The organism is Saccharothrix sp. NPDC042600 (assembly GCF_040647305.1).
In the GTDB taxonomy this organism is placed as follows: domain Bacteria; phylum Actinomycetota; class Actinomycetes; order Mycobacteriales; family Pseudonocardiaceae; genus Actinosynnema; species Actinosynnema mutabilis.
The window spans coordinates 23,343-46,955 of sequence record NZ_JBEZBW010000064.1 but is presented as its reverse complement, the minus strand read 5'-3'; the positions used below and the strand labels follow the sequence as shown (position 1 = coordinate 46,955).

28 protein-coding genes are annotated in these 23,613 nt (G+C 72.3%); 8 read left to right on the top strand and 20 right to left on the bottom strand.

The features are described from left to right. Positions 1–214: 214 nt before the first annotated feature. From AB0A74_RS29615 to moaA, 3 genes are all read right to left on the bottom strand, one after another. Positions 215–871 carry a transglycosylase family protein gene (locus AB0A74_RS29615; protein ID WP_358254512.1) on the bottom strand — a complete coding sequence of 219 codons (657 nt, stop codon included), beginning with the start codon at positions 869–871 and terminating at the stop codon, positions 215–217. Positions 872–1,244: 373 nt separating this feature from the next. Continuing rightward, complete coding sequence (locus AB0A74_RS29610; protein WP_358254510.1) at positions 1,245–1,499, bottom strand: MoaD/ThiS family protein; 255 nt, start codon at positions 1,497–1,499, stop codon at positions 1,245–1,247. Positions 1,500–1,501: 2 nt separating this feature from the next. After that, positions 1,502–2,560, bottom strand: coding sequence for a GTP 3',8-cyclase MoaA (gene moaA / locus AB0A74_RS29605; protein ID WP_358254508.1), 1,059 nt, complete (start codon positions 2,558–2,560; stop codon positions 1,502–1,504). A gap of 116 nt (positions 2,561–2,676) precedes the next feature. Here moaA and AB0A74_RS29600 point away from each other — a divergent pair, with 116 nt between their 5' ends. Both AB0A74_RS29600 and AB0A74_RS29595 read left to right on the top strand, forming a co-directional pair. Beyond that, on the top strand, positions 2,677–3,129 hold the full coding sequence (locus AB0A74_RS29600) for a MarR family transcriptional regulator (protein ID WP_343932849.1): 453 nt from the start codon (positions 2,677–2,679) through the stop codon (positions 3,127–3,129). Positions 3,130–3,138: 9 nt separating this feature from the next. Further along, positions 3,139–3,942 carry an HAD-IIA family hydrolase gene (locus AB0A74_RS29595; RefSeq protein WP_343932850.1) on the top strand — a complete coding sequence of 268 codons (804 nt, stop codon included), beginning with the start codon at positions 3,139–3,141 and terminating at the stop codon, positions 3,940–3,942. Here the strand turns inward: AB0A74_RS29595 and AB0A74_RS29590 are convergent. After that, a complete protein-coding gene (locus AB0A74_RS29590) occupies positions 3,939–4,304 on the bottom strand; it encodes a hypothetical protein (protein ID WP_358254506.1) in 366 nt (121 codons plus the stop codon). The two genes, AB0A74_RS29595 and AB0A74_RS29590, sit on opposite strands and share 4 nt — an antisense overlap. Before the next feature lie 155 nt (positions 4,305–4,459). Here AB0A74_RS29590 and AB0A74_RS29585 point away from each other — a divergent pair, with 155 nt between their 5' ends. After that, positions 4,460–5,254 carry a metallophosphoesterase gene (locus AB0A74_RS29585; RefSeq protein ID WP_358254504.1) on the top strand — a complete coding sequence of 265 codons (795 nt, stop codon included), beginning with the start codon at positions 4,460–4,462 and terminating at the stop codon, positions 5,252–5,254. Here the strand turns inward: AB0A74_RS29585 and AB0A74_RS29580 are convergent. Both AB0A74_RS29580 and AB0A74_RS29575 read right to left on the bottom strand, forming a co-directional pair. Continuing rightward, positions 5,238–5,609 carry a YccF domain-containing protein gene (locus AB0A74_RS29580; RefSeq protein ID WP_358254502.1) on the bottom strand — a complete coding sequence of 124 codons (372 nt, stop codon included), beginning with the start codon at positions 5,607–5,609 and terminating at the stop codon, positions 5,238–5,240. The genes AB0A74_RS29585 and AB0A74_RS29580 overlap by 17 nt on opposite strands. A gap of 25 nt (positions 5,610–5,634) precedes the next feature. Then, on the bottom strand, positions 5,635–6,174 hold the full coding sequence (locus AB0A74_RS29575; protein ID WP_358254500.1) for a TetR family transcriptional regulator: 540 nt from the start codon (positions 6,172–6,174) through the stop codon (positions 5,635–5,637). Positions 6,175–6,227: 53 nt separating this feature from the next. On the opposite strand from AB0A74_RS29575, the gene AB0A74_RS29570 reads away from it, so the two are divergent. Then, positions 6,228–6,866, top strand: coding sequence for an HAD family hydrolase (locus AB0A74_RS29570; RefSeq protein WP_358254499.1), 639 nt, complete (start codon positions 6,228–6,230; stop codon positions 6,864–6,866). On the opposite strand, the gene AB0A74_RS29565 is transcribed toward AB0A74_RS29570, so the two are convergent. After that, positions 6,832–7,023, bottom strand: coding sequence for a hypothetical protein (locus AB0A74_RS29565; RefSeq protein ID WP_358254497.1), 192 nt, complete (start codon positions 7,021–7,023; stop codon positions 6,832–6,834). The genes AB0A74_RS29570 and AB0A74_RS29565 overlap by 35 nt on opposite strands. 125 nt (positions 7,024–7,148) lie before the next feature. On the opposite strand from AB0A74_RS29565, the gene AB0A74_RS29560 reads away from it, so the two are divergent. Continuing rightward, positions 7,149–7,535, top strand: coding sequence for a cold-shock protein (locus AB0A74_RS29560; RefSeq protein WP_343932965.1), 387 nt, complete (start codon positions 7,149–7,151; stop codon positions 7,533–7,535). A 61-nt stretch (positions 7,536–7,596) separates the two neighbouring features. Here the strand turns inward: AB0A74_RS29560 and AB0A74_RS29555 are convergent, their stop codons facing one another. The 5 genes from AB0A74_RS29555 to AB0A74_RS29535 all read right to left on the bottom strand — a co-directional run bounded on the left by AB0A74_RS29555 (position 7,597) and on the right by AB0A74_RS29535 (position 10,744). Beyond that, a complete protein-coding gene (locus tag AB0A74_RS29555; protein ID WP_358254495.1) occupies positions 7,597–8,022 on the bottom strand; it encodes a molybdenum cofactor biosynthesis protein MoaE in 426 nt (141 codons plus the stop codon). Beyond that, a complete protein-coding gene (locus AB0A74_RS29550) occupies positions 8,019–8,492 on the bottom strand; it encodes a MogA/MoaB family molybdenum cofactor biosynthesis protein (protein ID WP_358254493.1) in 474 nt (157 codons plus the stop codon). Before AB0A74_RS29550 ends, AB0A74_RS29555 begins: the two co-directional genes overlap by 4 nt. Continuing rightward, entirely contained in the window at positions 8,489–8,962 is a 474-nt protein-coding gene (moaC, locus tag AB0A74_RS29545) for a cyclic pyranopterin monophosphate synthase MoaC (protein WP_358254491.1), read from the bottom strand. Before moaC ends, AB0A74_RS29550 begins: the two co-directional genes overlap by 4 nt. Positions 8,963–8,972: 10 nt before the next feature. After that, positions 8,973–10,361, bottom strand: coding sequence for an NAD-dependent malic enzyme (locus AB0A74_RS29540; protein ID WP_358254489.1), 1,389 nt, complete (start codon positions 10,359–10,361; stop codon positions 8,973–8,975). A gap of 197 nt (positions 10,362–10,558) precedes the next feature. Continuing rightward, entirely contained in the window at positions 10,559–10,744 is a 186-nt protein-coding gene (locus AB0A74_RS29535) for a hypothetical protein (RefSeq protein WP_343932859.1), read from the bottom strand. 84 nt (positions 10,745–10,828) lie between these two features. Here AB0A74_RS29535 and AB0A74_RS29530 point away from each other — a divergent pair, with 84 nt between their 5' ends. Both AB0A74_RS29530 and AB0A74_RS29525 read left to right on the top strand, forming a co-directional pair. Further along, complete coding sequence (locus tag AB0A74_RS29530) at positions 10,829–13,072, top strand: helicase-associated domain-containing protein (protein ID WP_358254487.1); 2,244 nt, start codon at positions 10,829–10,831, stop codon at positions 13,070–13,072. A gap of 283 nt (positions 13,073–13,355) precedes the next feature. After that, positions 13,356–13,706, top strand: a complete 351-nt coding sequence (locus tag AB0A74_RS29525; RefSeq protein WP_358254485.1) for a hypothetical protein — start codon at positions 13,356–13,358, stop codon at positions 13,704–13,706. A gap of 183 nt (positions 13,707–13,889) precedes the next feature. On the opposite strand, the gene AB0A74_RS29520 is transcribed toward AB0A74_RS29525, so the two are convergent. From AB0A74_RS29520 to AB0A74_RS29505, 4 genes are read right to left on the bottom strand one after another with little or no spacing between them, the layout of a single operon-like run. After that, positions 13,890–14,495 (bottom strand): ATP/GTP-binding protein, encoded by a 606-nt coding sequence (locus AB0A74_RS29520; RefSeq protein WP_033432210.1) that lies wholly within the window; start codon positions 14,493–14,495, stop codon positions 13,890–13,892. Next, positions 14,476–15,225 carry a DUF742 domain-containing protein gene (locus AB0A74_RS29515; RefSeq protein ID WP_358254484.1) on the bottom strand — a complete coding sequence of 250 codons (750 nt, stop codon included), beginning with the start codon at positions 15,223–15,225 and terminating at the stop codon, positions 14,476–14,478. The genes AB0A74_RS29520 and AB0A74_RS29515 overlap by 20 nt, the downstream gene beginning before the upstream one ends. Positions 15,226–15,255: 30 nt before the next feature. Continuing rightward, positions 15,256–15,675, bottom strand: coding sequence for a roadblock/LC7 domain-containing protein (locus AB0A74_RS29510; protein WP_189221129.1), 420 nt, complete (start codon positions 15,673–15,675; stop codon positions 15,256–15,258). Next, positions 15,672–18,950 carry a nitrate- and nitrite sensing domain-containing protein gene (locus AB0A74_RS29505; RefSeq protein ID WP_358254482.1) on the bottom strand — a complete coding sequence of 1,093 codons (3,279 nt, stop codon included), beginning with the start codon at positions 18,948–18,950 and terminating at the stop codon, positions 15,672–15,674. The genes AB0A74_RS29510 and AB0A74_RS29505 overlap by 4 nt, the downstream gene beginning before the upstream one ends. A gap of 557 nt (positions 18,951–19,507) precedes the next feature. On the opposite strand from AB0A74_RS29505, the gene AB0A74_RS29500 reads away from it, so the two are divergent. Beyond that, a complete protein-coding gene (locus tag AB0A74_RS29500; RefSeq protein WP_358254480.1) occupies positions 19,508–20,374 on the top strand; it encodes an ABC transporter substrate-binding protein in 867 nt (288 codons plus the stop codon). Between the two features lie 77 nt (positions 20,375–20,451). On the opposite strand, the gene AB0A74_RS29495 is transcribed toward AB0A74_RS29500, so the two are convergent. The 4 genes from AB0A74_RS29495 to AB0A74_RS29480 all read right to left on the bottom strand — a co-directional run bounded on the left by AB0A74_RS29495 (position 20,452) and on the right by AB0A74_RS29480 (position 23,561). Then, positions 20,452–21,369, bottom strand: coding sequence for a hypothetical protein (locus AB0A74_RS29495; protein WP_358254478.1), 918 nt, complete (start codon positions 21,367–21,369; stop codon positions 20,452–20,454). Between the two features lie 113 nt (positions 21,370–21,482). Continuing rightward, positions 21,483–21,956, bottom strand: coding sequence for a hypothetical protein (locus tag AB0A74_RS29490; RefSeq protein WP_358254476.1), 474 nt, complete (start codon positions 21,954–21,956; stop codon positions 21,483–21,485). Positions 21,957–22,012: 56 nt separating this feature from the next. After that, complete coding sequence (locus AB0A74_RS29485; protein WP_358254474.1) at positions 22,013–22,789, bottom strand: hypothetical protein; 777 nt, start codon at positions 22,787–22,789, stop codon at positions 22,013–22,015. A gap of 88 nt (positions 22,790–22,877) precedes the next feature. After that, on the bottom strand, positions 22,878–23,561 hold the full coding sequence (locus tag AB0A74_RS29480; RefSeq protein ID WP_358254472.1) for a hypothetical protein: 684 nt from the start codon (positions 23,559–23,561) through the stop codon (positions 22,878–22,880). Between the last annotated feature and the right edge of the window lie 52 nt (positions 23,562–23,613).

Sequence of the window (23,613 nt, the reverse complement as noted above, 5' to 3'; positions counted from 1 at the left end):
GGAAAAGCTGGTTGCCAAGAACCCCAAAGCGCGGTTGGGCTGCGCCCAGGCCGTACGGGGAACGAACCGAGGCCCTTCCTTGGGCTTGGGAGCCCTTCGGGAAGTGCGCGTTTGGGCGCGTGAGATGTGACAGGGGCCCCTGCCGTGGGGGAGGTCGGCAGAGGCCCCTGGTTTGTGCACGGGTCGGGGGACGGCCCGTGCGGTCTGGGGGGTTTTACTTCGTCGCGATCTTGTGGCCCGGCAGGATCAGGTCCGCGTTCGGGATGTACTGCTTGTTCAGCTCGTGCAGCTTCGCCCAGCCGCCTTCGACCTTCAGCTCCTCCGCGATCTTCGACAGGCTGTCGCCCGGCTTGATCTCGTAGTCGCCGTTCGGGTTGGTCGACGGCAGGGCCACCGTCACCGGGGCCGCCTGCTGGACCGGCGCGGTCTGCTGCTGCTGGACCGGCGCCGTCTGCTTGCGGGGCTGGGCCGGGGCCGGGGTGGTGCGCTTCGGGGCCGGTGCGGCTGCGCCGCCCAGGCCCTTCGGGCCGCAGACCGGCCAGGCGTTGATGCCCTGGGTCTGCAGGACGTTCTCGGCCACGCGGATCTGCTCCTCGCGCGACGCCTCGTGGGGCATGCCCTGGCCACCGTTGGCGCGCCACGTGCTGGGCAGGAACTGCAGCCCGCCGTAGTAGCCGTTGCCGGTGTTGATGCTCCAGTCGCCGCCGCTCTCGCACGCCGCCACCACGTCCCAGTCCACGCTCTGCGCGTTCGCCGTGCCGGCCGCCAGGCTCAGCGGGGCGCCGACGATGACGCCGGCGACGGCGACCTTCGCGACGGTGCGGGCGGCGGCGCTGGTGGTCGGGCGGTGCTTGCCTCGGTACGAAGCCATGTGCCTCTCTGCCCACCCACACCTGCTCGACCGGCCGGGGCTCGGGTTCCCCTCGTGGCCGATCGGTCCCCCGTCCGGCGGATTTCTCTCGCTCGGGGTTGGTGCCGGGAGCCGTTGGACGGGGTTCGGTGTGCGGCGTCCCGGGTGGTGCTCTTGGTCGGTCGGGGCCAACCAACGAGCGACCGTACGTAACCGCCGGAGCGAGGTAAAACGATCTGGGACGTGATCCACATCACTGTAACGAACTCAGGTGATCCGTCGACCCTGTCGTTTACACTGGTCAGAGCGTCGTTATCGTCCCGTTTCCAATCCGAGATCCGCCGAGATCGATCACCCTCGGTGAGGCATGGATCACGTCGATCCGCCGCCCGGGTCAGCCCCCCGCGAAGGGCGGGAGGACGTCCAACCGGGCGCCGGCCGGGATGGGGGTGGCGTGGTCGCGGACCGCGACGCCGTCGAGGAGGAAGCTGCACGCCTTGAGGACCCGGGCGAGCCTCTCGTCGTGCCGGGTCTCGATCGCCGTCAGCGCGGTGGCCACGGTCGCCCCGGCGGGCAGGGCGAGGTTCTCGTCCGGGGTGCCCGAGGCGGCGCGCGCGCCCGCGAAGTACCGGACCGTCAACTCGACCAACTTCAGCCTCCGATGGCGCTCATGGGACGGTCCGGCTGGTGGAAGCCGGCCTCGTTGATGCCGTGGCCGGCCGCCTTCGCCCACGAGTTCGCCCGCCACCGGCGCGCGATCTCCTCGTCGGTCGCGCCGGCGCGCAGCAGCGCCCGCAGGTCGGTCTCGGACTGGCTGAACAGGCAGTTGCGCACCTGGCCGTCGGCGGTCAGCCGGGTCCGGTCGCAGGCCGCGCAGAACGGCCTGGTCACCGACGCGATCACGCCCACCGCGGCCGGGCCGCCGTCCACCAGCCACCGCTCCGCCGGCGCGCCGCCCCGCTCGCCCGGCTCGGGCGTGAGGTCGAACGCCGTGCGCAGCGCCGCCAGGATCTCCTCGGCGGTCACCATGTCGTCGCGGTTCCAGCCGTGCTGGGGGTCCAGCGGCATCTGCTCGATGAACCGGAGCTGGTAGCCGTGCTCCAGGCAGTACCGCAGCAGCGGCACGGCCTCGTCCTCGTTCACCCCGCGCATCAGCACCGCGTTAACCTTCACCGGGGCCATCCCGGCGTCCCGCGCGGCGGCCAGGCCCGCGAACACGTCGTCCAGCCGGTCGCGGCGGGTCAGCGCGCGGAAGCGGGCCGGGTCGAGGGTGTCCAGCGAGACGTTCACCCGGTCGAGGCCGGCGCGCACCAGGCCGGCGGCGCGGCGGGCCAGGCTCAGGCCGTTGGTGGTCATCGAGATCCTCGGCCGCGGGTCCAGGGCGGCGGTGGCCGCGATCACGTCCTCCAGGCCCGGCCGCAGCAGCGGCTCGCCGCCGGTGAAGCGGATGTTGGTGACGCCCAGGCGGGTCACCGCGACGCCGATCAGCCGCACCAGCTCGGCGTCGGAGAGCAGCTCCCGCTTGGGCAGCCAGTCCAGGCCCTCGGCGGGCATGCAGTAGGTGCAGCGCAGGTTGCAGCGGTCGGTCAGCGACACGCGCAGGTCGGTGGCGACCCGCCCGAACCGGTCGACCAGCAGCGGGGAGTCGGGCCGGTCGGCCACGTCCGGGGTGCCGCGCACGATGGGTAGTCCCAGCTCGACTGCCGTCACCCCTACCAGGGTAATGGGCTGCCACTTGTGGGTACCGCTACAAATCCGACACAGCACGGTGGGAGGCGTTGGAGGACCATCCCAACCCCGGCCGGCCGGCGGCTAAATTGCTTGACATGACGAGCGAGCAGGACCCGCCCGCGGACGTGCTGGAGCGGTTCGCCGGGTACGCGCGGGAGTCCAGCGCCCTCACCGTCCTGTTCCACACCCGCCTGGCCGAGCGGATGGGCCTGTCGCCGACCGACGAGAAGTGCCTGGACCTGGCCGTTCGCGCCGAGGGACCGGTCACCGCGGGCCGCATCGCCGAGCTGTCGGGGCTCTCCACCGGCGCGGTCACCGGCGTGATCGACCGGCTGGAGAAGGCCGGGTACGTGCGCCGCGTGCGCGACCCGCACGACCGGCGCAAGGTGCTGGTCGAGGTGGTCGTCGCCGACGCCGGGCTGTTCGAGGGCGCGCGCGAGACGTTGCGCGAAGTTCTCGCGCAGTTCACACCGGACGAGCGCGAGGTCCTCGACCGCTACCACCGGGTGCTGATCGAAACGTTCCGCAGGCGCGTCGTCGACGTCTGAGCCGGCAGCATGACCCGCATGGCCGAGCAGTGGAACTACCTGATGGACATGGACGGCGTGCTCGTGCACGAGGAGCACCCGATCCCCGGGTCGAGCGAGTTCGTGGCGGAACTGACCGCGAACGGCATCCCGTTCCTCGTGCTCACGAACAACTCGATCTACACGCCGCGCGACCTGCGCGCCCGCCTGGCCCGCACCGGGCTGGAGGTGCCGGAGACCGCGATCTGGACCTCCGCGCTGGCCACCGCGCGGTTCCTGGACTCGCAGCGGCCCGGCGGGTCGGCGTTCGTCATCGGCGAGGCGGGCCTGACCACGGCGCTGCACGAGATCGGGTACGTGCTGACCGACCGCGACCCGGACTACGTCGTCCTCGGCGAGACCCGCACGTACAGCTTCACCGCCATCACCAAGGCGATCCGCCTGGTCGAGGAGGGCGCGAAGTTCATCGCGACCAACCCGGACGCGACCGGCCCGTCCCGCGAGGGCTCGCTGCCCGCGACCGGGTCGATCGCCGCGCTGATCGAGCGGGCGACCGGGCGCGAGCCTTACTACGTGGGCAAGCCCAACCCGTTGATGATGCGGTCGGCGCTGCGCGCGCTGGGCGCGCACTCGGCGAACACGCTGATGATCGGCGACCGGATGGACACCGACGTCCGGTCCGGCCTGGAGGCGGGGCTGCGGACCATCCTCGTGCTGACCGGCATCTCGGCGGACTCCACGGCGGAGCGGTACCCGTACCGGCCGACGCGGGTGGTGAAGTCGATCGCCGAGCTGGTCGGCCACTCGGCGAACCCGTTCCCCGACGAGGACTAGGCCTCGGGCTCGACCCGGACCACGTCCAGGTCGCCGGCGACGACCAGGCGCTCGAACGGCTCGTCGCCGGCGGTGACCCGCACGAGCGCCGGCCGTCCGCCGGGCGCGCCGGTGGTGCGGGGCAGGTCCGCGCCGGGCAGTCCGTTGAGCCGGTCCGCCAGCCGTTCGGCCTGGTCGCGGACCAGTTCGCCGCGCCCGGACACCGCACTGGCCGGGCCGGCCGCCGCGCCGAGGCGGTCCAGCAGGTCGGCGTGCAGCCGCAGCCAGTCGACGTGCTCCCACGGCGTCAGCGCCCCGGTCGCGGCGGTCTCCGCCATGACCTCGTCCAGCACGACCGCGACCCGTTCCAGGTGCTCCCTCATGCCGGTGAGAATGCCCACGGGCGGGTTCCGTCACGCGGAACGCGCGGACTTCACCCCGGTGGGGGAGGCCGCACGGCCCAGTGCGACGTCCGCATCCGGCCCCGCGGTGATCCACTTCTACGCGTCGCACCGGATCGTCGCTTATCGTCGCTGGTGTGGACAGACCGCTCTTCGTCGTCGGCGACGTGCACGGGCACCTCGCCGAGCTGACCCGCGCCCTGCACGCCCAGCAGCTCGTGGACGCCGGGGGCGACTGGACCGGCGGCGACGCGGAGCTGTGGTTCCTGGGCGACTTCGTCGACCGCGGGCCGGACGGCATCGGGGTCATCGAGTTCGTCATGAAGCTGTCCGAGCAGTCCGAGGGGCGCGTCGACGCCCTCATCGGCAACCACGAGATCCTGCTCCTGGGCATGCACCGCTTCGGCGACACCCACGTGCCCAACGCCCCCACCCCGCGCAGCTTCGCCCGCAGCTGGCTGCTCAACGGCGGCCTGCGCAGCGACCAGGACCGGCTGACCGACCGGCACATCGACTGGCTGACCAGCCGGCCGGTGCTGCGGCTGGTCGACGAGCACCTGTTGATGCACTCCGACACGCTCGCCTACCTGGAGTGGGGCACCACGATCGAGCAGGTCAACGCGGCCGTGCGGGAGGTCCTGGAGGGCTCGGACCTGGAGGCGTGGTGGGAGTGCTGGCGCAAGATGACCACCCGCTACGCGTTCCGCGGCCCGGAGGGCGGCGACGTCGCCGCCGAGCTGCTGGAGGTGTTGGGCGGGCGCGAGGTCGTCCACGGGCACAGCGTCATCGCCGACCAGCTCGGCGTGTCGCCGGAGGAGATCGACGGCCCGCTGCGTTACGCCGACGACCGCGTGCTGGCCGTGGACGCGGGCCTCTACAGCGGCGGCCCGTGCCTGGTGGTCCGCCTGGACTCGGCTACGCCGGGACGATGACCTTGCCCAGCGGCATCAGCGACACGGGGACCATCTTGAAGTTCGCGACGCCGAGCGGGATGCCGATGATCGTGACGCAGAGCAGCACGCCGGTCACCACGTGCCCGATGGCCAGCCAGATCCCGGCGACGACGATCCAGATGACGTTGCCGAGCAGCGACGGCGCGCCCGCGTCGGCCCGGTCCACCACCTGCCGCCCGAACGGCCAGAGCGCGTAGTTGGCGATCCGGAACGCCGCCAGCCCCCACGGGATGGTGATGATCAGGACGCAGCACACGATCCCGGTCAGGACGTACCCGATCGCCAGCCAGAAGCCGCTGAGCACCAGCCAGATCAGGTTCAGGATGATCCGCACCCCACCATCCTGCCCGAGCCGGCGGTCAGGTGAGCAGCGCCCGCGCCACCGCCACGACCATCGCCGCCGCGTCGCCCGCCGGGGTCAACAGGTGGCTGACCACCAGCCGCACGGTGGCCTGGGCGACCAGGGCCCGGTGGTCCTCGGGGACGTCCGGCCAGTGCGCGGCCACGTGCGCCGCGAACACCTCGGCCGCCGCGCTGAGGATCTCGTGGCCGCGGGTGGTGATGAACGGGAGCATGTCCTCCGCGTTCGCGCCGCTGAAGACGGAGTGGGCCAGCGGGTCGCGGGCCGCCTGGTCCAGGACGAACTCCACGGCGGCGCGCAGGCCCTCCAGCGGGTCCGCCGCGGCGGCGAGCTGGTCGTGCACGCCGGCCAGGAAGTGGGCCGTCTTGTCCAGGGCCACCGCCCGGACCAGGGCCTCCTTGTTGCCGAACTCGTTGTAGACGGTCTGCCTGCTCACGCCCGCCCTGGTGGCCACGTCCACCATCCGCAGGCCGCGCGAGCCGTGGGCCGCGAGCAGGTCCGCCGCCGCGTCCAGCAGCGTCCGGGTGAGGTCGGTCACGGCGCAAAGCTTTACACAGAGCCGGGTTTTGTAAAGACCGTAGAGTTCCGGGTGTGCCGTTGACCGTGGGCTTCGACCTCGACATGACGCTCATCGATCCCCGGCCCGGCATGGCGGCCGTCATGAACGCCGTCGGCGCCGAGTCCGGGCACGCGCTGGACGGCGAGCGCTTCGCGGCCAACCTCGGGCCGCCCCTGGACATGGTCTACCGCGACTTCGGCGTGCCCGAGGACGAGGTCCCGGCGCTGGTCGCGCGGTTCCGGGCGCTGTACCCGGAGATCGTCATCCCCGCCACGGTCGCCCTGCCCGGCGCGGCGCAAGCGCTTGCGGCCGTGCGGGAGCTGGGTGGCACGACGATCGTCGTGACCGGCAAGTACCGGGCCAACGCCGCGCTGCACCTGGCCGCGCTCGGCTGGGAGGTGGACCACCTGTTCGGCGAGCTGTGGGCGGCGGGCAAGGCGGAGGCGCTCAAGCTGCACCGGGCGGCCGTCTACGTGGGCGACCACGTCGGCGACATGCGGGGCGCGAAGGCCGCGGGCGCGACGGCGGTCGGCGTGGTCAGCGGGCCCTGCTCGCGGCAGGAGCTGGCGGACGAGGGCGCGGACGTCGTCCTCGCCTCGCTGGCGGAGTTCCCGGACTGGCTGCGCGAGAACGCCGTCAGCCTCGGGAGCGGGAGTTCCGCACCGCGCTGAACACGCCGAGCGCGAGCCCGGCGGGCGCGAGCAGCCAGCCCGCCGCGAACACCCAGCCGGGCAACCCGGGCTCGCCCGCGACGAACATCGCGACGATCGCCACGACACCCAGCGCGAACAGCGCCACTGCCAGCGGCATCAGCTTCGAGGTCGGCATGGGGTGAGCGTAGTCGCGCGATCGGAGGTGCCCCGGCGGTGGTGTTCTGGATAGTCTGGTGGGACGCGCCTCGGGCACGCCTGGGGCGCGTTCGTCGTGTGGTTGATCGAGGATTGGTGAGCGCGGTGCCGACCGGCAAGGTCAAGTGGTACGACTCGGAGAAGGGCTTCGGCTTCGTCACCCAAGACGGGGGCGAGGACGTGTACGTGCGGAAGTCCGCGCTGCCCCCGGGCGTCGAGGGCCTCAAGGCCGGACAGCGCATCGAGTTCGGCATGGCCGAGGGCCGGCGCGGCCCGCAGGCCCTGTCGGTGCGCCTGATCGACCCGACGCCCTCGGTGGCCGAGGCCCGGCGGCGCCCCGCGGAGGAGCTGCACGGCCTGGTCGAGGACATGATCAAGCTGCTGGAGCTGAAGGTCCAGCCGGAGCTGCGGCGGGGGCGCTACCCCGACCGCAAGAACACCAAGCTGATCGCCGACGTGGTCCGCGCGGTGGCGCGGGAGCTGGACCCGTAAAGACGCCACGGGAACGTGAAAGGGGCGTTGTGCTCGTGCACAACGCCCCTTTTCGTGCTGCTCAGGGGCAGTTGACCCACTCGTCGGTGCCGTCGGCGAACACCTGCCGCTTCCACACCGGCAGCCGCCGCTTCACCTCGTCGACCAGCTCGGAGCACACCGCGAACGCCTCGCCCCGGTGCTCCGCCGACACGGCGCACGCCAGCGCGACGTCCCCGATGCGCAGTTCGCCCACCCGGTGCGACACGGCCACCGCGCGCACGCCCTCGAACTTCGCGACCACGTCGGCGACGACCTCGGCCACCACGTCGCCGGCGGTCGGGTGCCCCACGTACTCCAGCTCGCGCACGGTCCGGCCGTGGTCGTGGTCGCGGACCACGCCGGAGAACGTCACCACCGCGCCCGCGCCCGCGTTCTCCACCAGCTTCGCGTGCTCCTCCACCGACAGCGGCTGGTCGCTGACGGTCGCCCGCAGCACCTCGGTCATGCGTGGTCACCTCCGGCCACCTGGTCCACCGCGTGCTCCAGCAGCGTGCCGAGCACGTCCAACCCGTCGCGCACCCCGCCGGTCGAGCCGGGCAGGTTCACCACGAACGTCCGCCCGGCGACGCCCGCCACGCCGCGCGACAGCACGGCCGTGGGCACGCGAGGCCAGCCTGACATGCGGATGGCGTCCGCCACACCGGGCACCTCGAAGTCCAGCACGGACCGAGTCGCCTCCGGGGTCCGGTCGGTGGGGCTGATGCCCGTGCCGCCGGTCGTGACGACCACCGACACGCCCGCGGCGACGGCCGCGCGCAGGGCGTCGGCCACCGGCTCGCCGTCGGGCACCACGGTGGCGTCGGGCGTCTCGAAGCCGCGTTCGCGCAGCCACGCCACGATGATCGGCCCGCCCCGGTCCGCGTAGACCCCGGCGGAGGCCCGGTTGGACGCGGTCACCACGCGCGCGGTCCTCACGGGCGCTCCCACAGGCCGGTCTTGCCGCCTTCCTTGCGCTCCACCCGGACCGCGTCCAGCGTCGCCGCCGGGTCCACCGACTTGACCATGTCGTGCAGGGTCAGCCCGGCGACGGACACCGCCGTCAGGGCCTCCATCTCCACGCCGGTCCGGTCGGTGGTGCGCACGGTGGCCGTGATGTGCACGGCCGCGTCGCCCAGCCGCAGGTCCACGGACACCTTGGACAGCGCGATGGGGTGGCACAGCGGCACCAGCTCCCACGTCCGCTTGGCCGCCATGATGCCCGCGATGCGCGCCGTGGCCAGCGCGTCGCCCTTCGGCAGGGCGTCGCCGCCCAGCAGCGCCACCACCTCGTCGGTCGTGCGCAGGACACCGGAGGCGACCGCCGTGCGGGTGGTCGGCTCCTTGCCGGAGACGTCCACCATGTGCGCCGCGCCGCTGGAGTCCAGGTGGGTGAACTGCTTGGTCATGCGGCCGATGCTAGGCCTGTTCGACCGCCGCCTTCCGGACGGCTTCGGCGACGGCGGGCGCCACGGACGCGTCGAACACGCTCGGCACGATGAACGAGGCGTTCAACTTCTCCCCGTCGACCACGTCCGCGATGGCGGTCGCGGCGGCCAGCAGCATCGCGTCGGTGATGGTGCGGGCGTGCGCGTCCAGCAGGCCCCGGAAGACGCCCGGGAACGCCAGGACGTTGTTGATCTGGTTGGGGAAGTCGCTGCGGCCGGTGGCGACGACGGCGGCGTGCTTCTGCGCCTCCATCGGGTCGATCTCCGGGTCCGGGTTGGCCAGCGCGAACACGATGGCGTCGGGGTTCATGGTGGCGACCTGGTCCGCGCCGAACAGGTTCGGGGCGGACACGCCGATGAACACGTCCGCGCCGACCAGGGCGTCGTGCAGGCGGCCGGACGTGTTGTCCTTGTTGGTGACGGCCGCGATGGACTTCAGGTTGTCGTCCAGGCCCGGCCGGTCGCGGTGCACGATGCCGTCCACGTCGACCGCGACGATGTCGCCGGGCCGCTGCTTGAGCAGCAGTCGGATGATCGCGGACCCGGCCGCGCCGACGCCGCAGACCACGACCTTGCAGTCGGACAGCTTCTTGCCGACCACGCGCAGCGCGTTGCGCAGCGCACCGACGACGACGATGGCGGTCCCGTGCTGGTCGTCGTGGAAGACCGGGATGTCCAGCTTCTCCCGCAGCCGGGCCTCGATCTCGAAGCAGCGCGGGGCGGCGATGTCCTCCAGGTTGATGCCGCCGTAGACGGGGGCGATCAGCTCGACCGCGCGGATGATCTCCTCGGTGTCCTGGGTGTCCAGGCACACCGGCCACGCGTCGACGCCGGCGAACTTCTTGAACAGCGCGGCCTTGCCCTCCATGACCGGCAGCGCGGCGGCCGGGCCGAGGTTGCCCAGGCCCAGCACGGCGGACCCGTCGGTGACGACGGCGACCGTGTTGCGCTTGATCGTGAGGCGGCGGGCGTCGTCGGGGTTCTCGGCGATGGCCTGGCAGACCCGGGCGACGCCGGGGGTGTAGGCGCGGGAGAGGTCGTCGCGGTTGCGCAGCGGGACCTTGGAGGAGATCTCGATCTTGCCGCCGAGGTGGACCAGGAACGTCCGGTCGGACACCTTGCGGACCACGATCCCGGGCAGCAGCCCGAGGGTGTCGGTGATGTCCTTGGCGTGGTTGGCCGACAGCGCGTTGCAGGTGAGGTCGATGATGACGCGGTCGTTGTGCGACTCGACGACGTCGAACGCGGTGATGACCCCGCCGGCGCGCCCGACGGCCGAGGTCAGGTCCCCCGCCGCGCTCGCCGACGGCGGCGCCTCCAGGCGGACGGTGATCGAGTAACCAGGGCCGGGGACCGGCATCGAACCTCCCAGAACAGCACTGCTCAGCGGAGGGTTCAGCGTAGTCCGACCGGATTAACGAAACTCTTGCGGCTCGACCCGCTCTGCCCGGGAGACTCCACGCGCCGGGAACGCCGCGCGGGCGCGGCCGGGAGCCGGTGGTCGGCGGCTCACCCGCGCGGTGCGCGGCGTTCCCGAGCGGTTCGCGGGCCGGCGCCTCAGCGGTTGATCTCGGTGGTCGGGTGGTGGTAGCCCAGGTCTTCCACCGGGAGCGGGAAGGTGACCTTGCCGAACGGGGACAGGGCGCCCTGCACGTCGCTGGCCAGTTCGCTCACCGCGTACTTGCCGTCCGCGGGCGGCTCCGGCCAGTTCGGGTCGATGCGCTCGGGGCGGGCCTTGGCCACGGTTCCTCCTCGGGGGTGCTGCTGGTCGTGGACAAGTGTGCCTCACCGCTCCCCGTGCGCGCGCGGCCCTATACCGTGGTGGGGATGTCCGGCACCACTCTCGCCGACTGGCTGCGCGCGCAGGACGACTCCGCGCTCGTGGCGCTGCTGCGCGCCCGACCCGACCTGGCCACGCCGCCGCCGGCCGACGTCACCGTGCTCGCCACCCGGATCGGGTCGCGGGCGTCGGTCTCGCGGGCCTGCGAGGACCTCGACACGCTGGCGTTGAGCGTCCTGGAGGCGCTGCTGGTGCTGGACGCCGACCTGCACCCCGTCGCGTTCGACCAGCTCGCGGCGTTGTTCGACGTGGACGTCCGGCCGACGGTGCGGCTGTTGCGGGACCGGGCGCTGGTGTGGGGCGAGCTCTCCGCGCTGTCCACGCCGCCCGCCACGCGGGACGCGGTCAACCCGTTCCCGTGCGGGCTGGGGCGGTCCGTGCCGTCGCTGGCCGAGGCCGACCTCGGGGTGCTGGGCGAGGACGAGCGGCGGGTGCTGGGCGCGTTGGCGGCCGGGCCGCCGGTGGGGCAGACGAAGGACGCCGCGCACGTCGTGTCGCTGGCCAACGCCACGACGCCGATCCAGAAACTGCTGGCCAGGGGCCTGTTGGTGCGGCGGGACGCGTTGACCGTCGAGTTGCCGCGTGAGATCGGTCTCAAGGTGCGCGGGGACCGCCCGCTGGGCGACGTCCAGACCGCCGAGCCGCCGTTGACCACCGTCGAGCGCGTGCCGACCACCGTGGACAGCACGGGCGGCGGTGCGGCGCTGGAGCTGTGCCGGCACGTCGAAGGGCTGCTCGGGCTGTGGTCGGAGGAACCGCCCGCCGTGCTGCGGTCCGGCGGCGTGGGCGTGCGGGAGCTGCGGCGGGTCGCCAAGGACCTGGACGTGGACGAGCGGCGGGCCGCGCTGCTGGTGGAGCTGGTGGTCAACGCCGGGCTGGTGGCCGACAGCGAGGGCGCCGACCCGGAGTGGGTGCCGACGACGCAGGCCGACTCGTGGCTGACCGCCGCGCCGGAGCACCGGTGGGCGACGCTCGCGCAGGCGTGGCTGGACCTGCCCCGGCTGCCGGGGCTCATCGGGCAGCGCGACGACCGCGACCGGCTGCTCAACCCGTTGGCCCCGGAGCTGAACCGGCCGGGCGCGCCGCGCGACCGGCGGCGGATCCTGGACGCCCTCGCGGCCCTGCCGCCGGGCACGGCCGTGCCGGACGTGGCCGAGCTGGCCGCGGTGCTGGCGTGGCGCGCGCCCCGGCGCGGTGGGCGGCTGCGCGACGAGCTGGTGCGGTGGGCGGTGGACGAGGGCACGGCCGTGGGCGTGCTGGCGCTGGGCGCGTTGACCGCGCAGGGCCGGACGCTGCTGTCCGAGGGCCCCGGCCCGGCGGCGAAGCGGCTGGGCGACGCCCTGCCCCCGCCGGTGGACCACGTGCTGGTGCAGGCGGACCTGACGGTCGTCGCGCCGGGTCGGTTGGAGCCGGAGCTGGCGGAGGACGTCGCGCTGGTCGCGGACGTCGAGTCGGCCGGCGGCGCGACCGTGTACCGGGTGCACGAGGGGTCGGTGCGGCGGGCGTTCGACGCCGGCAAGACCGCCGCCGAGCTGCACGAGCTGTTCCGGGCCAAGTCGAAGACGCCGGTGCCGCAGTCGCTGACCTACCTGATCGACGACACCGCCCGCAAGCACGGGCGACTGCGCGGCGGGGCGGCCGGGTCGTTCCTGCGCTGCGACGACCCCGTGCTGGTCGCCGAGGTGGTCGCGCACCCGGCGGCGGAACGGCTGGAGCTGCGCCGCATCGCGCCGACGGTGCTGGTCAGCCCGTACCCGCTGGCGGAGGTCGTGGACGGCCTGCGGGCCGCCGGGTTCGCGCCCGCCGCCGAGGGGCCGGACGGGCGGGTGCTGGACCTGCGCGCGGCGGGGCGGCGGATCCCGGGCCGGGGCAGGCGGCGCGTGGCCGTGCCGTCGGTCCCGTCGGACGAGCAGCTGGGCGAGCTGGTGCGGCTGGTGCGCGCCGGCGACCGGGCGGCGGCGACCACGGGCGGGGCGCGGGTCGCGGTGCCGGGCCACCTGGGCGCGGGCCCGTCGGCGACGCTGGAGTTGTTGCAGCGGGCGGCCCGGGAGGGGCGCGGCGTGCTCGTGGACTTCGTGGACGGGCACGGCACCGCGGCGCGGCGGGTGATCAAGCCGCAGGTCGTCGGCGGGGGCGTGCTGGAGGGCGTGGACGTCAGCTACGGCGAGGTCCGGCGCTTCCCGTTGCACCGCATCACTTCGGCCGCTCTGGTCGAGGACGACCCTGCGTGATCCCCGAACGGGGAGTTTGAACACCCCACGGGGTTCCCGCGGTCTTTTACTTTCTGTGGTGCGGCAAGAACGTCCGACACAGGGCCGCACCAGGGGCGGGCGTCACCCCGCTCGCCGGTCCCGCCCGGGCGGTCTCCCACGACGAGACCCCCCGGTGCGGGCCGTCGTGCCACCCAGCGTTATGCCCGTACGGGTACCCGTGACCACCCGCCGGTGCCGCCGCGGTGACCTAGCGTTCGAGACGACTTGTTCCATGCGCGAACCAACTCGGGAGGAGTGGCGCATGTCCATCATCCGAAAGGTCCTGCTGGCGACTGCGACGACGGCGGGCGCGTTGGTGTTGTCGGCGGTCACGGCGACGGCGTCCCCGGCAACGTCGGACCGCGGCGGCGACGACTGCTCGAACGAGATCGTCAACAGCATCATCTTCGATGGCGCCAGCCAGTCCAACGAATGCCACAACCACCACGGCTGGTGGGGCGGTCACCACGACGATGACGACTCGTGGGGCGGCCACCACCACGACTGGGACCACGGCGATGACTGGGACGACGACGACGATTGGGACGACGACGGCTGGCACGACGATGACGACGACGGCGACAGCTGGGTCTGGATCTGGAACATCGACTGACGGCGCCCGGTGACCTGAAGCCGCGCGAAGGGCGGTCTCCCCGACCCGGAGGCCGCCCTTCGCCGCGCCACCGGCCAGCGGGGCCATCGAAGGGCGGGGCCATCGGGCGGCGTCACCGCCTGACGCCGGGCAGCGCGAAGGGCGGCCCCGAGCCGAAGCCGCCCCCGAAGCCGAGCCGGGCGATCAGCCCGCGCGCACCGACATCCACTGGCGCATCGCGTGCTCCACCAACGTGATCAACGTCTGCTTCGTCGACTGACGGTTCCGCGCGTCACACGTCACTATCGGCACCGACTGGTCGATCGTCAACGCCTCGCGCACGTCCTCGATCCGGTGGTGCAGCAAACCGTCGAAGCAGTTCACCCCCACCACGTACGGCAACTGCCGGTCGTCGAAGAAGTCGATCGACGCGAACGCGTCCGCCAACCGCCGCGTGTCCACCAGCACGATCGCCCCGATCGCACCGCGCACCAGGTCGTCCCACATGAACCAGAACCGGTGCTGACCCGGCGTACCGAACAGGTACAGGATCAGGTCCTGGTCCAACGACACCCGGCCGAAGTCCATCGCCACGGTCGTCGTGACCTTGTTCGGCGTCGCCGACAGGTCGTCAACCCCCGCGCTGGCCTCCGTCATCACCGCTTCGGTGGTCAGCGGAACGATCTCCGACACGGAACCGACGAACGTCGTCTTGCCCACACCGAAACCACCGGCGACCACGATCTTCGCGGAAGTCGTCGGCTTGCGAGCGCCTTCGGCCGCGTTGGGGCTAGAGCCTGCGAAGCCCACTGAGCACCCTCTCAAGGAATTCAATGGACGGCCGGTCCCCCACGACCAAGCCACCCTGGTGAATCAAAACCAAACCCATGCTCGCCATGTCACCGATCAACACCCGCACCACGCCCAGCGGGAGCCGCAGGTGCGCGGCGACCTCCGCCACCGAGCGGGTGTCGGTGCACAGGCCGCAGATGGACCGGTGCTCCGGCAGCACGGCCGCGTCCCGCTCCATGCCCCGCTCGCTGGTGGACACCAGCGCCTCGATGGCGAGGTCGTAGTCCGGCCGCGTGCGACCGCCGGTCCGGGTGTACGGGCGGACCAGCGAGCCGGACTCGGCCGCGGGGTCCTCCTCGTGTCGCACGACCGGCTGCGGTCCGGTCGTGTAGGGCAGTTGTTCCGGCACGCTGTCGGGCAGGCCGTGGGCGCCGAACAGGTCGGCCCCCGGACCTCCGAACAGGCCGCTGCCGTACCCGTCGATGTCGAACCGGTTGGGAACGTCGTCGTAGTCGTACGACGAGTCGTCAACCTCACGCTGAGACATATCGCCTAGCCCCTGCCCTGTGCCTTCTCCCCGTGGCGGTTCGGCCGTCCGACCGGTCCACGGGTTGGATGCGTGCTCGGCTTCCTCGTCCTCTGCGGGGTCGGCATCCGGCTCAGCGAATTGGAAGCCACCGACCGCCCACTCCTGGTAGTTGAAGTTCCTACCGAAGCGGCGTCCGCCGGCGCCAGATCGTTCAGCCATTTACCGCTCACCCCCACGATCTCATGAGGACTACCGCCGAACCACGCCCTGGAGCTGCGCGCGCAGCTCCGGGGTGAGCTGCTGGCCGACGCGCTCGACCAGGAGGGTCATCTCGTAGGCCACGAGACCGATGTCACAGTTCGGGGCCGCGAGGACGGCGAGGCACGAGCCGTCGCTGATGGACATCAGGAACAGGTACCCCCGCTCCATCTCGACCACGGTCTGGTTGACGGCACCGGCCTCGAAGCACCGCGCCGCGCCGGCCGTGAGGCTGACCAGTCCGGACGCGACGGCGGAGAGCTGTTCGGCGCGGTCCCGGGGGAGTCCCTGGGAGCCGGCGAGCAGCAGCCCGTCCGCCGACACGACCACGGAATGTGCCACACCGGGAACCCGGCGCACGAAGTCGGTGATAAGCCAACCAAAGCTGCCTGGCTGAGCTGCGGTCGTCACTCCTGCTCCTCGTCTTGCCGGCTCGACATGTCACCAGCGTAAGCGTCGATCAACGCGTGTCGCCCTCGACGGACGCCCTGCTGAAGACTCGACATGCGTCCACGGATCGCGTCAGCGCTCCGTGGGGGCAGCGGGGGCCGCTGCTGCGGTTGCCGCTCCGCGGACGGGGTGGTCCTCGGTGCGGCGGATCCCGGCACAAGCTGAGCCTTGGGCACCCGCTTGGGCAACCCTGCCTGTGTCGTGGTCTCGGGGGCCTTGCTGAGCAGGGCCTGGGCGGCCTGCCAGCCCTCGTCGGCGGGCGACTGCCACACCGACTCGGCGGACGCCGCGGCGGGTTCGGGCTCGACGACCGGCTCGGGCTCGGTCACGCGGGGCACCTCCGCGGCGCGCTTGGGCAGGTGGTCGGCCGAGCCGGGCTGCCGCTTGGGCAGTCCGCCCTCGGTGAACGGCCGGCCCTGGTCGACCTCGCGGGGGGCGACCGGCGGGTGCGCCGGGCCGCCTTCCGTGGTCGGGGCGACCGGGGGCACGGGCTGGGGCTTGCGGGTCGGCAGGGCGGCCGACGGCGGTTCCGGAGCCTCCACGGCGCGCTCCGGGGCCGGCGGGACGTCCTGCGCGGTGGCCGCGTTGGTCTCGCTGCCCACGGCCTGGAACCACTGGGAGAGGACCGCCTCGTAGATCGGCAGCCGCTCGGTCGGGGCGTCCAGGTCGTCCCGGCTGGGCGCGGCGGGCGCGGCCTCCGGCGCGTGCGGCGTCGAGCCGTTGCGCCGGGCCGGCTCCACGTGGGCCGACTCCGCCTGCGCCGGCTCCGCCTGGGCGGGCCCGGGGTGGTCGGCGAACGCGTCCACCAGCGGTTCGCCCGCGAGGCGGCTCTCGATGGCCGGGGCGAACTGGGTGGTCTCGAACCCGTGCTGGTCGGCGTCCTCGTCCTCGTGGCGGTCGGAGTAGGCGGTGAACAGCGTGGGCTCGCCGAAGGTGCCGGACGGCTCGTTGTCGACGTCGCGCGTGGTGTGCTCGTCGGCCATCGGCAGCCACGGCTGGGAGATCTCGCCGGAGGTCTCGGCCGGGGCCTCGCCGAAGGTCGGCAGGGCCGCCGCGTCCGGCTCGCCCTCGCCTTGGACGAAGCTGACCGGGAAGGCCGGCTCGTCCTCGACGCGCGGCGTGCTCGCGGTGAACGCGCCGGCGATGCCGCTGGCCCGCTCCGCCGGGTGCGTGTAGCCAGAACCGGCGCCGAGGGGTTCGCCGAAGGCGGACACCGGGGGTTCGCCGAACGCCGAGACGGTCGGGGCCGCGGCGGCGGCGCCGGGCGAGGACACCAGGGTGTCGGGGACCACGACGAGCGCGGTGGTGCCGCCCTCGATGTCCTCGTTGGCGCGCAGCCGGACCTTGATGTCGTGCCGCTTGGCCAGCCGCGCGACCACGTACAGGCCCATGCGGCGGGACACGGCGACGTCGACCTCGGGCGGGTCGGCGAGGCGCTCGTTGGCGTCGGCGATCTCCTGCTCGGCCATGCCGACGCCGCGGTCCTGGATCTCGATGGCCAGCTCGCCCTTGCGGGTGCGGGCCGTGCGCACGGTCACCTTCGTCACCGGGTCGGAGAACGCGGTCGCGTTGTCCAGCAGCTCGGCGATGAGGTGCACGAGGTCGTTGACCGCGCGGCCCTGGACGGTGAGCTCCGGGGTCTGGCCGACCTGCACGCGGGCGTACTGCTCGACCTCGGACACCGCGGCGCCCAGGACCTCGGCGGCCGGGACCGGGCGGGTCAGCCGGCGGGACAGGTCCGTGCCGGAGAGGACCAGCAGGTTCTCGGAGTTGCGCCGCATGCGGGTCGCGAGGTGGTCCAGCTCGAACAGCGAGGCGAGCTGGTCGGGGTCCTGCTCGTCCTGCTCCAGCCGGTCGATCAGGTTCAACTGGCGCTCGACCAGGGCCTGCGAGCGGCGGGACAGGTTGACGAACATCGCGTTGACGTTGTCGCGCAGCAGCGCCTGCTCGGCGGCCAGCCGGACCGCTTCGCCGTGCACCGCGTCGAACGCCCGGGCCACCTGGCCGACCTCTTCGCGGGTCGTGATGGGCACCGGCGCGATGGCCGTCTTGGCGGCTTCCTGCGGGTTCGGGTCCTTGAGGATGTTCGCGACCGCGTCCGGCAGGCCGTGGTCGGCGACGTCGAGGGCGGTGCGGCGCAGGGTGCGCAGCGGGTTGAGGATCGAGCGGGCCACGAACAGGGCCATCACGATCGCCAGCAGCAGCGCGCCGAGGACGATGATCGAGTCGTAGAGCGCCGCGGTGCGGGCCTCGCCGGTCAGCTCGTCGGTGCGGTTCTGCAGCTGTTCGAGCAGCAGGTTCTCGACGTCCCGGGTGAGGTTCACGGTCAGCGTGGACGCGATGTCCCACTTCTCCGGGCGCAGCGAGCCGAGGCTCTTGCCGGCGGCGGCCAGGTTCAGCGCCGACTCCTGCATGTCGTTCGCGGTGTCGACGATCAGGCCGGTGACGGTGTCGTCGTAGATCTTGGCCTGCTCGGGCGTCGCGGACTTGCGGAAGTCGTTGCGGGCCGCGTCCAGCTCGGCGTTGGCGGCGAGCAGCGCGCGTTCCTGGCCGGGGCCGAAGTTCCCCCGCTGGAACACGTCGAGCATGATGCCGCGCTTGCGCGACTCCTGCTCCTTGACGCGGGCGATCGCGTTGGTGGCCAGGTGCAGCCGCACCAGCTCCGGGTTGTTGATCCCGGCGATGGCCTGTTCACCGAGGTCCAGGAGGCTTTCCACGGACTCGGAGTAGGTGCGCAGCACGGCGTCGGACGGGTACGCGGTGTCCCGGACGGCGTTGCGCAGGCTGTTGAGCCGGGTCAGCTGCTCGGAGGCGCGGCGGAACCGGGCGACCACGTCGTCGTCGAGGTCGCCGCTCAGTTCGGTGATCTTGGTCTTGAGCGCGTCGGAGGTGTCGTTGACGCGGCGCAGCTGCCGGTCGAGCACGACGCGGTCCAGCGACTTGCCGGAGGCGACGTGGCTCGCGCTCAGGTCGCGTTCGCGCTGGAGCTGCTGGACCAGGTCGGCGACCGCCGCCTCCAACTGGATCTCGTTGGCCAGCCGGTTGAACTCGGTCGCGTCCCCCAGGTCGGCCTGCACCCGCAGACCGCCCAGCGCGAGCGCCGCGACGGTCGGGATGAGCAGCACGGCGGCCAGCTTGGTCGGCAGCTTCCAGTTGCGCAGCCGCCAGCCCGCCGCGGTGGCGGCGTCCTTCTTCCGCACGTCGGTGCTCGGCCCAGCGCCCGTTGACTCGGTCACAGTTCCATCACGCAACGCAGCCAGTCCGTCACCCGTTCCGGGGCTATCGGAGCGTGGTGGAATCCCCACGCCTGACTGGCTGGGACCTCTCTCTCGTCGGGCCACCCTGGGCTTCCTCTTCCGGCAGCAGTGTTCCCCGGCCTCTCCCCACGGACCGAAGCATGGACTCGCAAAACGGGCCGAATTGCAGCACAGGGGCGGTCGCGCCGGCTAGGCACCCCGCCCTGCGCGGGGACACGGGGGTCCACTTGGACCTTGTGCCACCCGGCCGGTGAGCGTAGTGCCGAACCCCTGGCCCGGGGAAGACTCCGGAAGCACTCACCGTATCTGCCGGGACTGTCGTTTCACACCTCCGGGTGGTTACCATCCCCCGCATCGGCGTTTCCGGCCGAGAATTCAGTTGATCAATTGGACCGGCTCAAGAGGTCGTCGCGGCGAGAGGTGCCATGCCAACCCCAGCGCGTGTTCTCCGGCGTGCGGCAGCGTTGTTCGCGTGTGCCGCGACTCTGACGGCCTGTGGGCTGTTGCCCGGGACCGACGGCAACGACACACCCGAAGTGGAACGCAACACACTGCGCATCGGTGTGATGCCCGTCGTCGACGTGGCCCCGCTCAAGCTCGCGACCAACGAGAAGCTGTTCGAGAAGGCCGGCCTGTCCGTGCAGCTCGTCACGTTGAGCAGCGAGGAGGAGGGCCTCAAGCAGCTCGACACCACGCTGGACATCACGTGGGCCAGCCACGTGAACCTGTTCCGCACGGTCGCCGAGGGCACCCAGCTGCAGCTGCAGGGCGAGGCCTACCAGGCGGGCGTCAACACGATGGCGCTGGTCACGACCGACTCGAAGTACACCGACCCGGCCGCCTTCGAGGCCCCGCGCATCGCCGTGAACAGCGACAAGGACATCGGCGCGCTGACCACCAAGGCCGTGCTGGACACCGCGGGCATCGAGAAGCAGCGGATCAACCTGCGCGTGATGCCGTTCGACCAGATGGTCAGCGCGCTGCGCGCGGGCCAGGTCGACGCCGCGTGGATGACCGAGCCGTTCATCACCAAGGCGCAGAAGGACGTCGGCGCGCGGATCGTCACCGACACCGCGGTCGGCCCCACCAAGGACTTCCCCATGTCCGGGTACGCGTCGAGCAAGAAGTTCGCCGACGCCAACCCCAAGACGCTGGCCCTGTTCCGGCAGGTCCTCCGGGAGGCGCAGCAGCTCGCGTCGAACAACAAGCTGGGCGTGCAGGACGCGCTGACCGGCTACGTCGACGTGGACCAGCAGACCGCCGCCCTGGTGTCGGTCGGCACGTTCCCGCTGTCGCTCAACCCGATCCGGCTCCAGCGCGTCGCGGACATGATGGACACCGAGGACGTGCTCCCGGGTCGCCTGGACGTCCAGGGATTGCTGCCACCGGGCACCACGAACTAGCACCGAGCGACCGCCTGGTCGCGCGTAGTGGCCGAATTCGCCGGGGCCTTCCGCGTTCACGCGGAAGGCCCCGGTGTCTATTTGGTCTCGGTCATGCAGATCGTGGTGGCGGGCTGTGAGTAGACGTACACGATGTCGCCGCTCTTGCACTGGTTCTCGTCGGCCGTGCCGGAGACCTTGGTGACCTTGTGCGTGGCCGAAGAACCACAGGTCACCTTGGTGGTTTTGCCCGCGACTATCGTGCCCTCCTGCTTGAAGCAGTCGCCGTCCTTGGCGTTGAGCGTCAGGCACAGCTTGAAGCCGTCGCTGCGCCGGCCGCCGCTGTCGCGGTACTCGGAGTAGTCGCCGGTCGGGCACGCCTTGGTGCTGCTGTCGAGGTTGACGGCCACCTTGAAGGCGGCCTCGGGCGAGCCGCAGTCGATCTTCTCGACGTCGGCGTCGCTGACCGACACCGAGTTGACCTTGATGCAGTCCCCCGCCTCCGCGCCGCCGGGGCTGTCCTTGCTCGCGATCAGACCCGCGACCACGACGCCGACGATGCCCAGGGCGACCACCGCGATCAGCACCTTCGCGCCCGTGGAGGTCTTCTGCTCCGGCGGGGGCGGGAACTGCGCCTGGCCCGGGTGCTGGGGCGGCCCGAAGCCCGGCTGGGCCGGGAACTCGCCCGAGCCGGGCTGCCCGGGGAACGCGCCCGGCTGACCCGGGTACTGACCCGGCTGACCGGGGTACCCGCCCGGCTGACCGGGGTACTGGCCCGGGTGGCCGCCCGGCTGGGGCTGGCCCGGGAACCCGCCGGCGCCCGGCTGGGGCTGGTAGGGCGGCGGGAGGCCCGGCTGCTGGTAGCCCGGCTGCTGGTAGCCCGGCTGGGCGGGCGGCGGCGGGTAGCCCGGCTGACCCGGCTGGGCGGGGAAGCCCTGCGGCTGGGACGGCGGGTAGCCGGGCGGGTTGCCACCCGGTGGCGGGCCGTGGGGCGGCGGGTTCGGGGGCGTGGTCACGCGGGTTCCTCTCGACGCTCGGGCGAGCCGGAACGTACCGCCGCCGACCCGCCCGTCGCAGCGGATTCCGCGCATCTCCCGGCGCAGCCGACCTGCCGCCGATCGGACGAGCGTCAGGGGGAGTTCTTGGCCAGGCAGAACGTGACCGACGGCTCCGGGTAGGCCACCGTGCGGTTCGGCTCACACGTCGTCGGCGTGCCGTGCGCGACCTTGACGACCTTGACCGACTGGGCGTTGGTGCAGTCGACCTTGCGCAGGCCCGCCTTCTCGTCCCGGCCGTAGCACGCGCCCTCGACGAAGTTGGGGATCAGGCACAACGTCGTCGCCCCGGTGAACCGCGTGTACTGCGCGCCACCCCGCGGGCACTCCGCCTGCGCGTCCACCACCTTGGCGACCTTCACGTTGGCCAGGTCGTCCGCGCAGCTCGCGGCCCGGTAGGTGGGCGACTCGGGGCGGCCCTCGATGCGCGCGCACTCACCCGGTTGCGGGCGGGGCCGGTTGTCGCTGCCGGTCATCACGAACGCGTAGGCGTACGCCCCGACCGCCACGACGGCGACCGCGCCGATGACCCATCCGATCTTCCGCATGGTCTACGACATCGGCACGGCCGCCCGCCGGGTTGACGAGGTTCACCGCAAAGGGGTCACAGCTCCGCGGGAGCCAGGCAGTAGGTGACCTTCGGCTCGGGGTAGGACATGCCGGCGCTGTCCGGGCAGCGGGACAGGTCGATGTCGCCCTCGATGACGTCGGTGACCTTGATCGTCTCCGGGCCGGTGCACTCGGTCTTCACGAACCCGGTGCCCTCGTCGGGCTTGTAGCAGGCGCCCTTGGCCATGTTGGGCAGCAGGCACAGCTTGTAGCCGTCGCCGACGCTCGCCGCCGGGGAGACCTCGGTGTAGAGGCCCTCCTCGGGGCAGGCCTCGTCGGACTTGCCGAGCACCTTGCCGACCTTGTAGGAGGCGGCGTTGTCGTCGCAGTCGAGGGTCTTGACGTCGGCCCGGTTGTTCTCGTCCTGGCGGCCGATGCTGACGCAGTCGCCGGCGTCCGCGGTGGCGCGCTCGCTGACGACGAAGTACCCGGCCACGGCGACCGCGGCCAGCACGACGACGGCGAGCACGCCGATCAGCAGCTTCCGCTTCGAACCGCCGCCGGCGGGGGCGGGAGCGGGCGCGTCGTCCTCTTCGTCCGGGGTGATCAGGTAACGGCCGGAACCGGCGGACTGGTCCGCCCCGGCCTCGCTCTCGTGGGGCTTGGTGTCGCCTTCATGGGGCTTGGTGTCGCCCGTGGGCGCGGCGGGCGTGGCGCCGCCGGGAGTCGTGCCCCCGGTCGTGCCACCGGCCGGGGCCGCGGGCGTCGCACCGCCGGTCGTGGTGTCCGGCTTGGGGTCGCCTGGTGCCTCGGGCTTCGGCTCGTCGCTCATGGTCATCCTCGCTGGACGGGTGCGCGTGACGCCCCAGAAGGTAGCGGCACGCGCACCCGGCCCCGCGATCAGGCGACCGCCGCCGGGATCAGGCGTTCTCGGCGGGGGTGAAGCAGAGGGTGAGCTTCGGCTCCGGGAAGGTCAGCGGCGCGCCCTCGGTGCAGGCGGCCTCGTCCTCGACGCCCTCGGCCTTCTTGGTCAGCTTGTAGGCGCCCGACTTCGAGCAGTCGACCTTCGGGTAGCCCATCGAGCTGCCCTCCAGCTCGTAGCAGTTGCCCTCGGCCATGATCGGGATCAGGCACAGCTTCGAGTCCGGGCCGCGGCGGGCGGTCTCGGTGTACTCGTCGTAGTACTGGCCGCCGCAGGACTCCTTCGTGCCCCCGAGCACCTTGGCGACGGTGTAGTTCGCCTCGGCCGCGCCGCACGCGACGGTCTTGAACTCCGGCTTGGTGGTCGTGCCGGTCAGGCTCGCGCAGTCACCGGCCTTGGTCTGGGCGGCGTCGCTGGTGAAGTAGCCGATGCCGTACGTCACACCGATGGCCACCGCGATGCCGGCGACCGCGGTGAGGATGCGCACCAGGACGTTCGGCTTCTTCTTCACCGGACCCTGCTGCATCGGGACCTGCTGCCCCGGACCCGGCTGCATCGGACCCGGCTGCATCGGGCCCTGCTGCATCGGGCCCTGCTGCATCGGGCCCTGCTGCGGCGGGAACGGCGGCTGCTGCGGGGGCGGCGGGTAGTTCGGGTTGGGCGCGGGCGCGTCCGTGCTCATGATGACCTTCGTTCACATCGGGGGTTCCCGAAATTCCACGCGTCGGGGCGTG

Bases quoted from the DNA above. Each gene is read 5' to 3' on its own strand.
- AB0A74_RS29515 (WP_358254484.1), bottom strand. From the start codon at position 15,225: ATGGCTGAACGATCTGGCGCCGGCGGACGCCGCTTCGGTAGGAACTTC.
- AB0A74_RS29530 (WP_358254487.1), top strand. From the start codon at position 10,829: ATGTCCGGCACCACTCTCGCCGACTGGCTGCGCGCGCAGGACGACTCC.
- AB0A74_RS29565 (WP_358254497.1), bottom strand. From the start codon at position 7,023: ATGCCGACCTCGAAGCTGATGCCGCTGGCAGTGGCGCTGTTCGCGCTG.
- AB0A74_RS29600 (WP_343932849.1), top strand. From the start codon at position 2,677: ATGACGAGCGAGCAGGACCCGCCCGCGGACGTGCTGGAGCGGTTCGCC.
- AB0A74_RS29480 (WP_358254472.1), bottom strand. From the start codon at position 23,561: ATGAGCACGGACGCGCCCGCGCCCAACCCGAACTACCCGCCGCCCCCG.
- AB0A74_RS29540 (WP_358254489.1), bottom strand. From the start codon at position 10,361: ATGCCGGTCCCCGGCCCTGGTTACTCGATCACCGTCCGCCTGGAGGCG.
- moaC (WP_358254491.1), bottom strand. From the start codon at position 8,962: ATGACCAAGCAGTTCACCCACCTGGACTCCAGCGGCGCGGCGCACATG.
- AB0A74_RS29485 (WP_358254474.1), bottom strand. From the start codon at position 22,789: ATGAGCGACGAGCCGAAGCCCGAGGCACCAGGCGACCCCAAGCCGGAC.
- AB0A74_RS29590 (WP_358254506.1), bottom strand. From the start codon at position 4,304: ATGAGGGAGCACCTGGAACGGGTCGCGGTCGTGCTGGACGAGGTCATG.
- AB0A74_RS29615 (WP_358254512.1), bottom strand. From the start codon at position 871: ATGGCTTCGTACCGAGGCAAGCACCGCCCGACCACCAGCGCCGCCGCC.
- AB0A74_RS29490 (WP_358254476.1), bottom strand. From the start codon at position 21,956: ATGCGGAAGATCGGATGGGTCATCGGCGCGGTCGCCGTCGTGGCGGTC.
- AB0A74_RS29555 (WP_358254495.1), bottom strand. From the start codon at position 8,022: ATGACCGAGGTGCTGCGGGCGACCGTCAGCGACCAGCCGCTGTCGGTG.
- AB0A74_RS29595 (WP_343932850.1), top strand. From the start codon at position 3,139: ATGACCCGCATGGCCGAGCAGTGGAACTACCTGATGGACATGGACGGC.
- AB0A74_RS29525 (WP_358254485.1), top strand. From the start codon at position 13,356: ATGTCCATCATCCGAAAGGTCCTGCTGGCGACTGCGACGACGGCGGGC.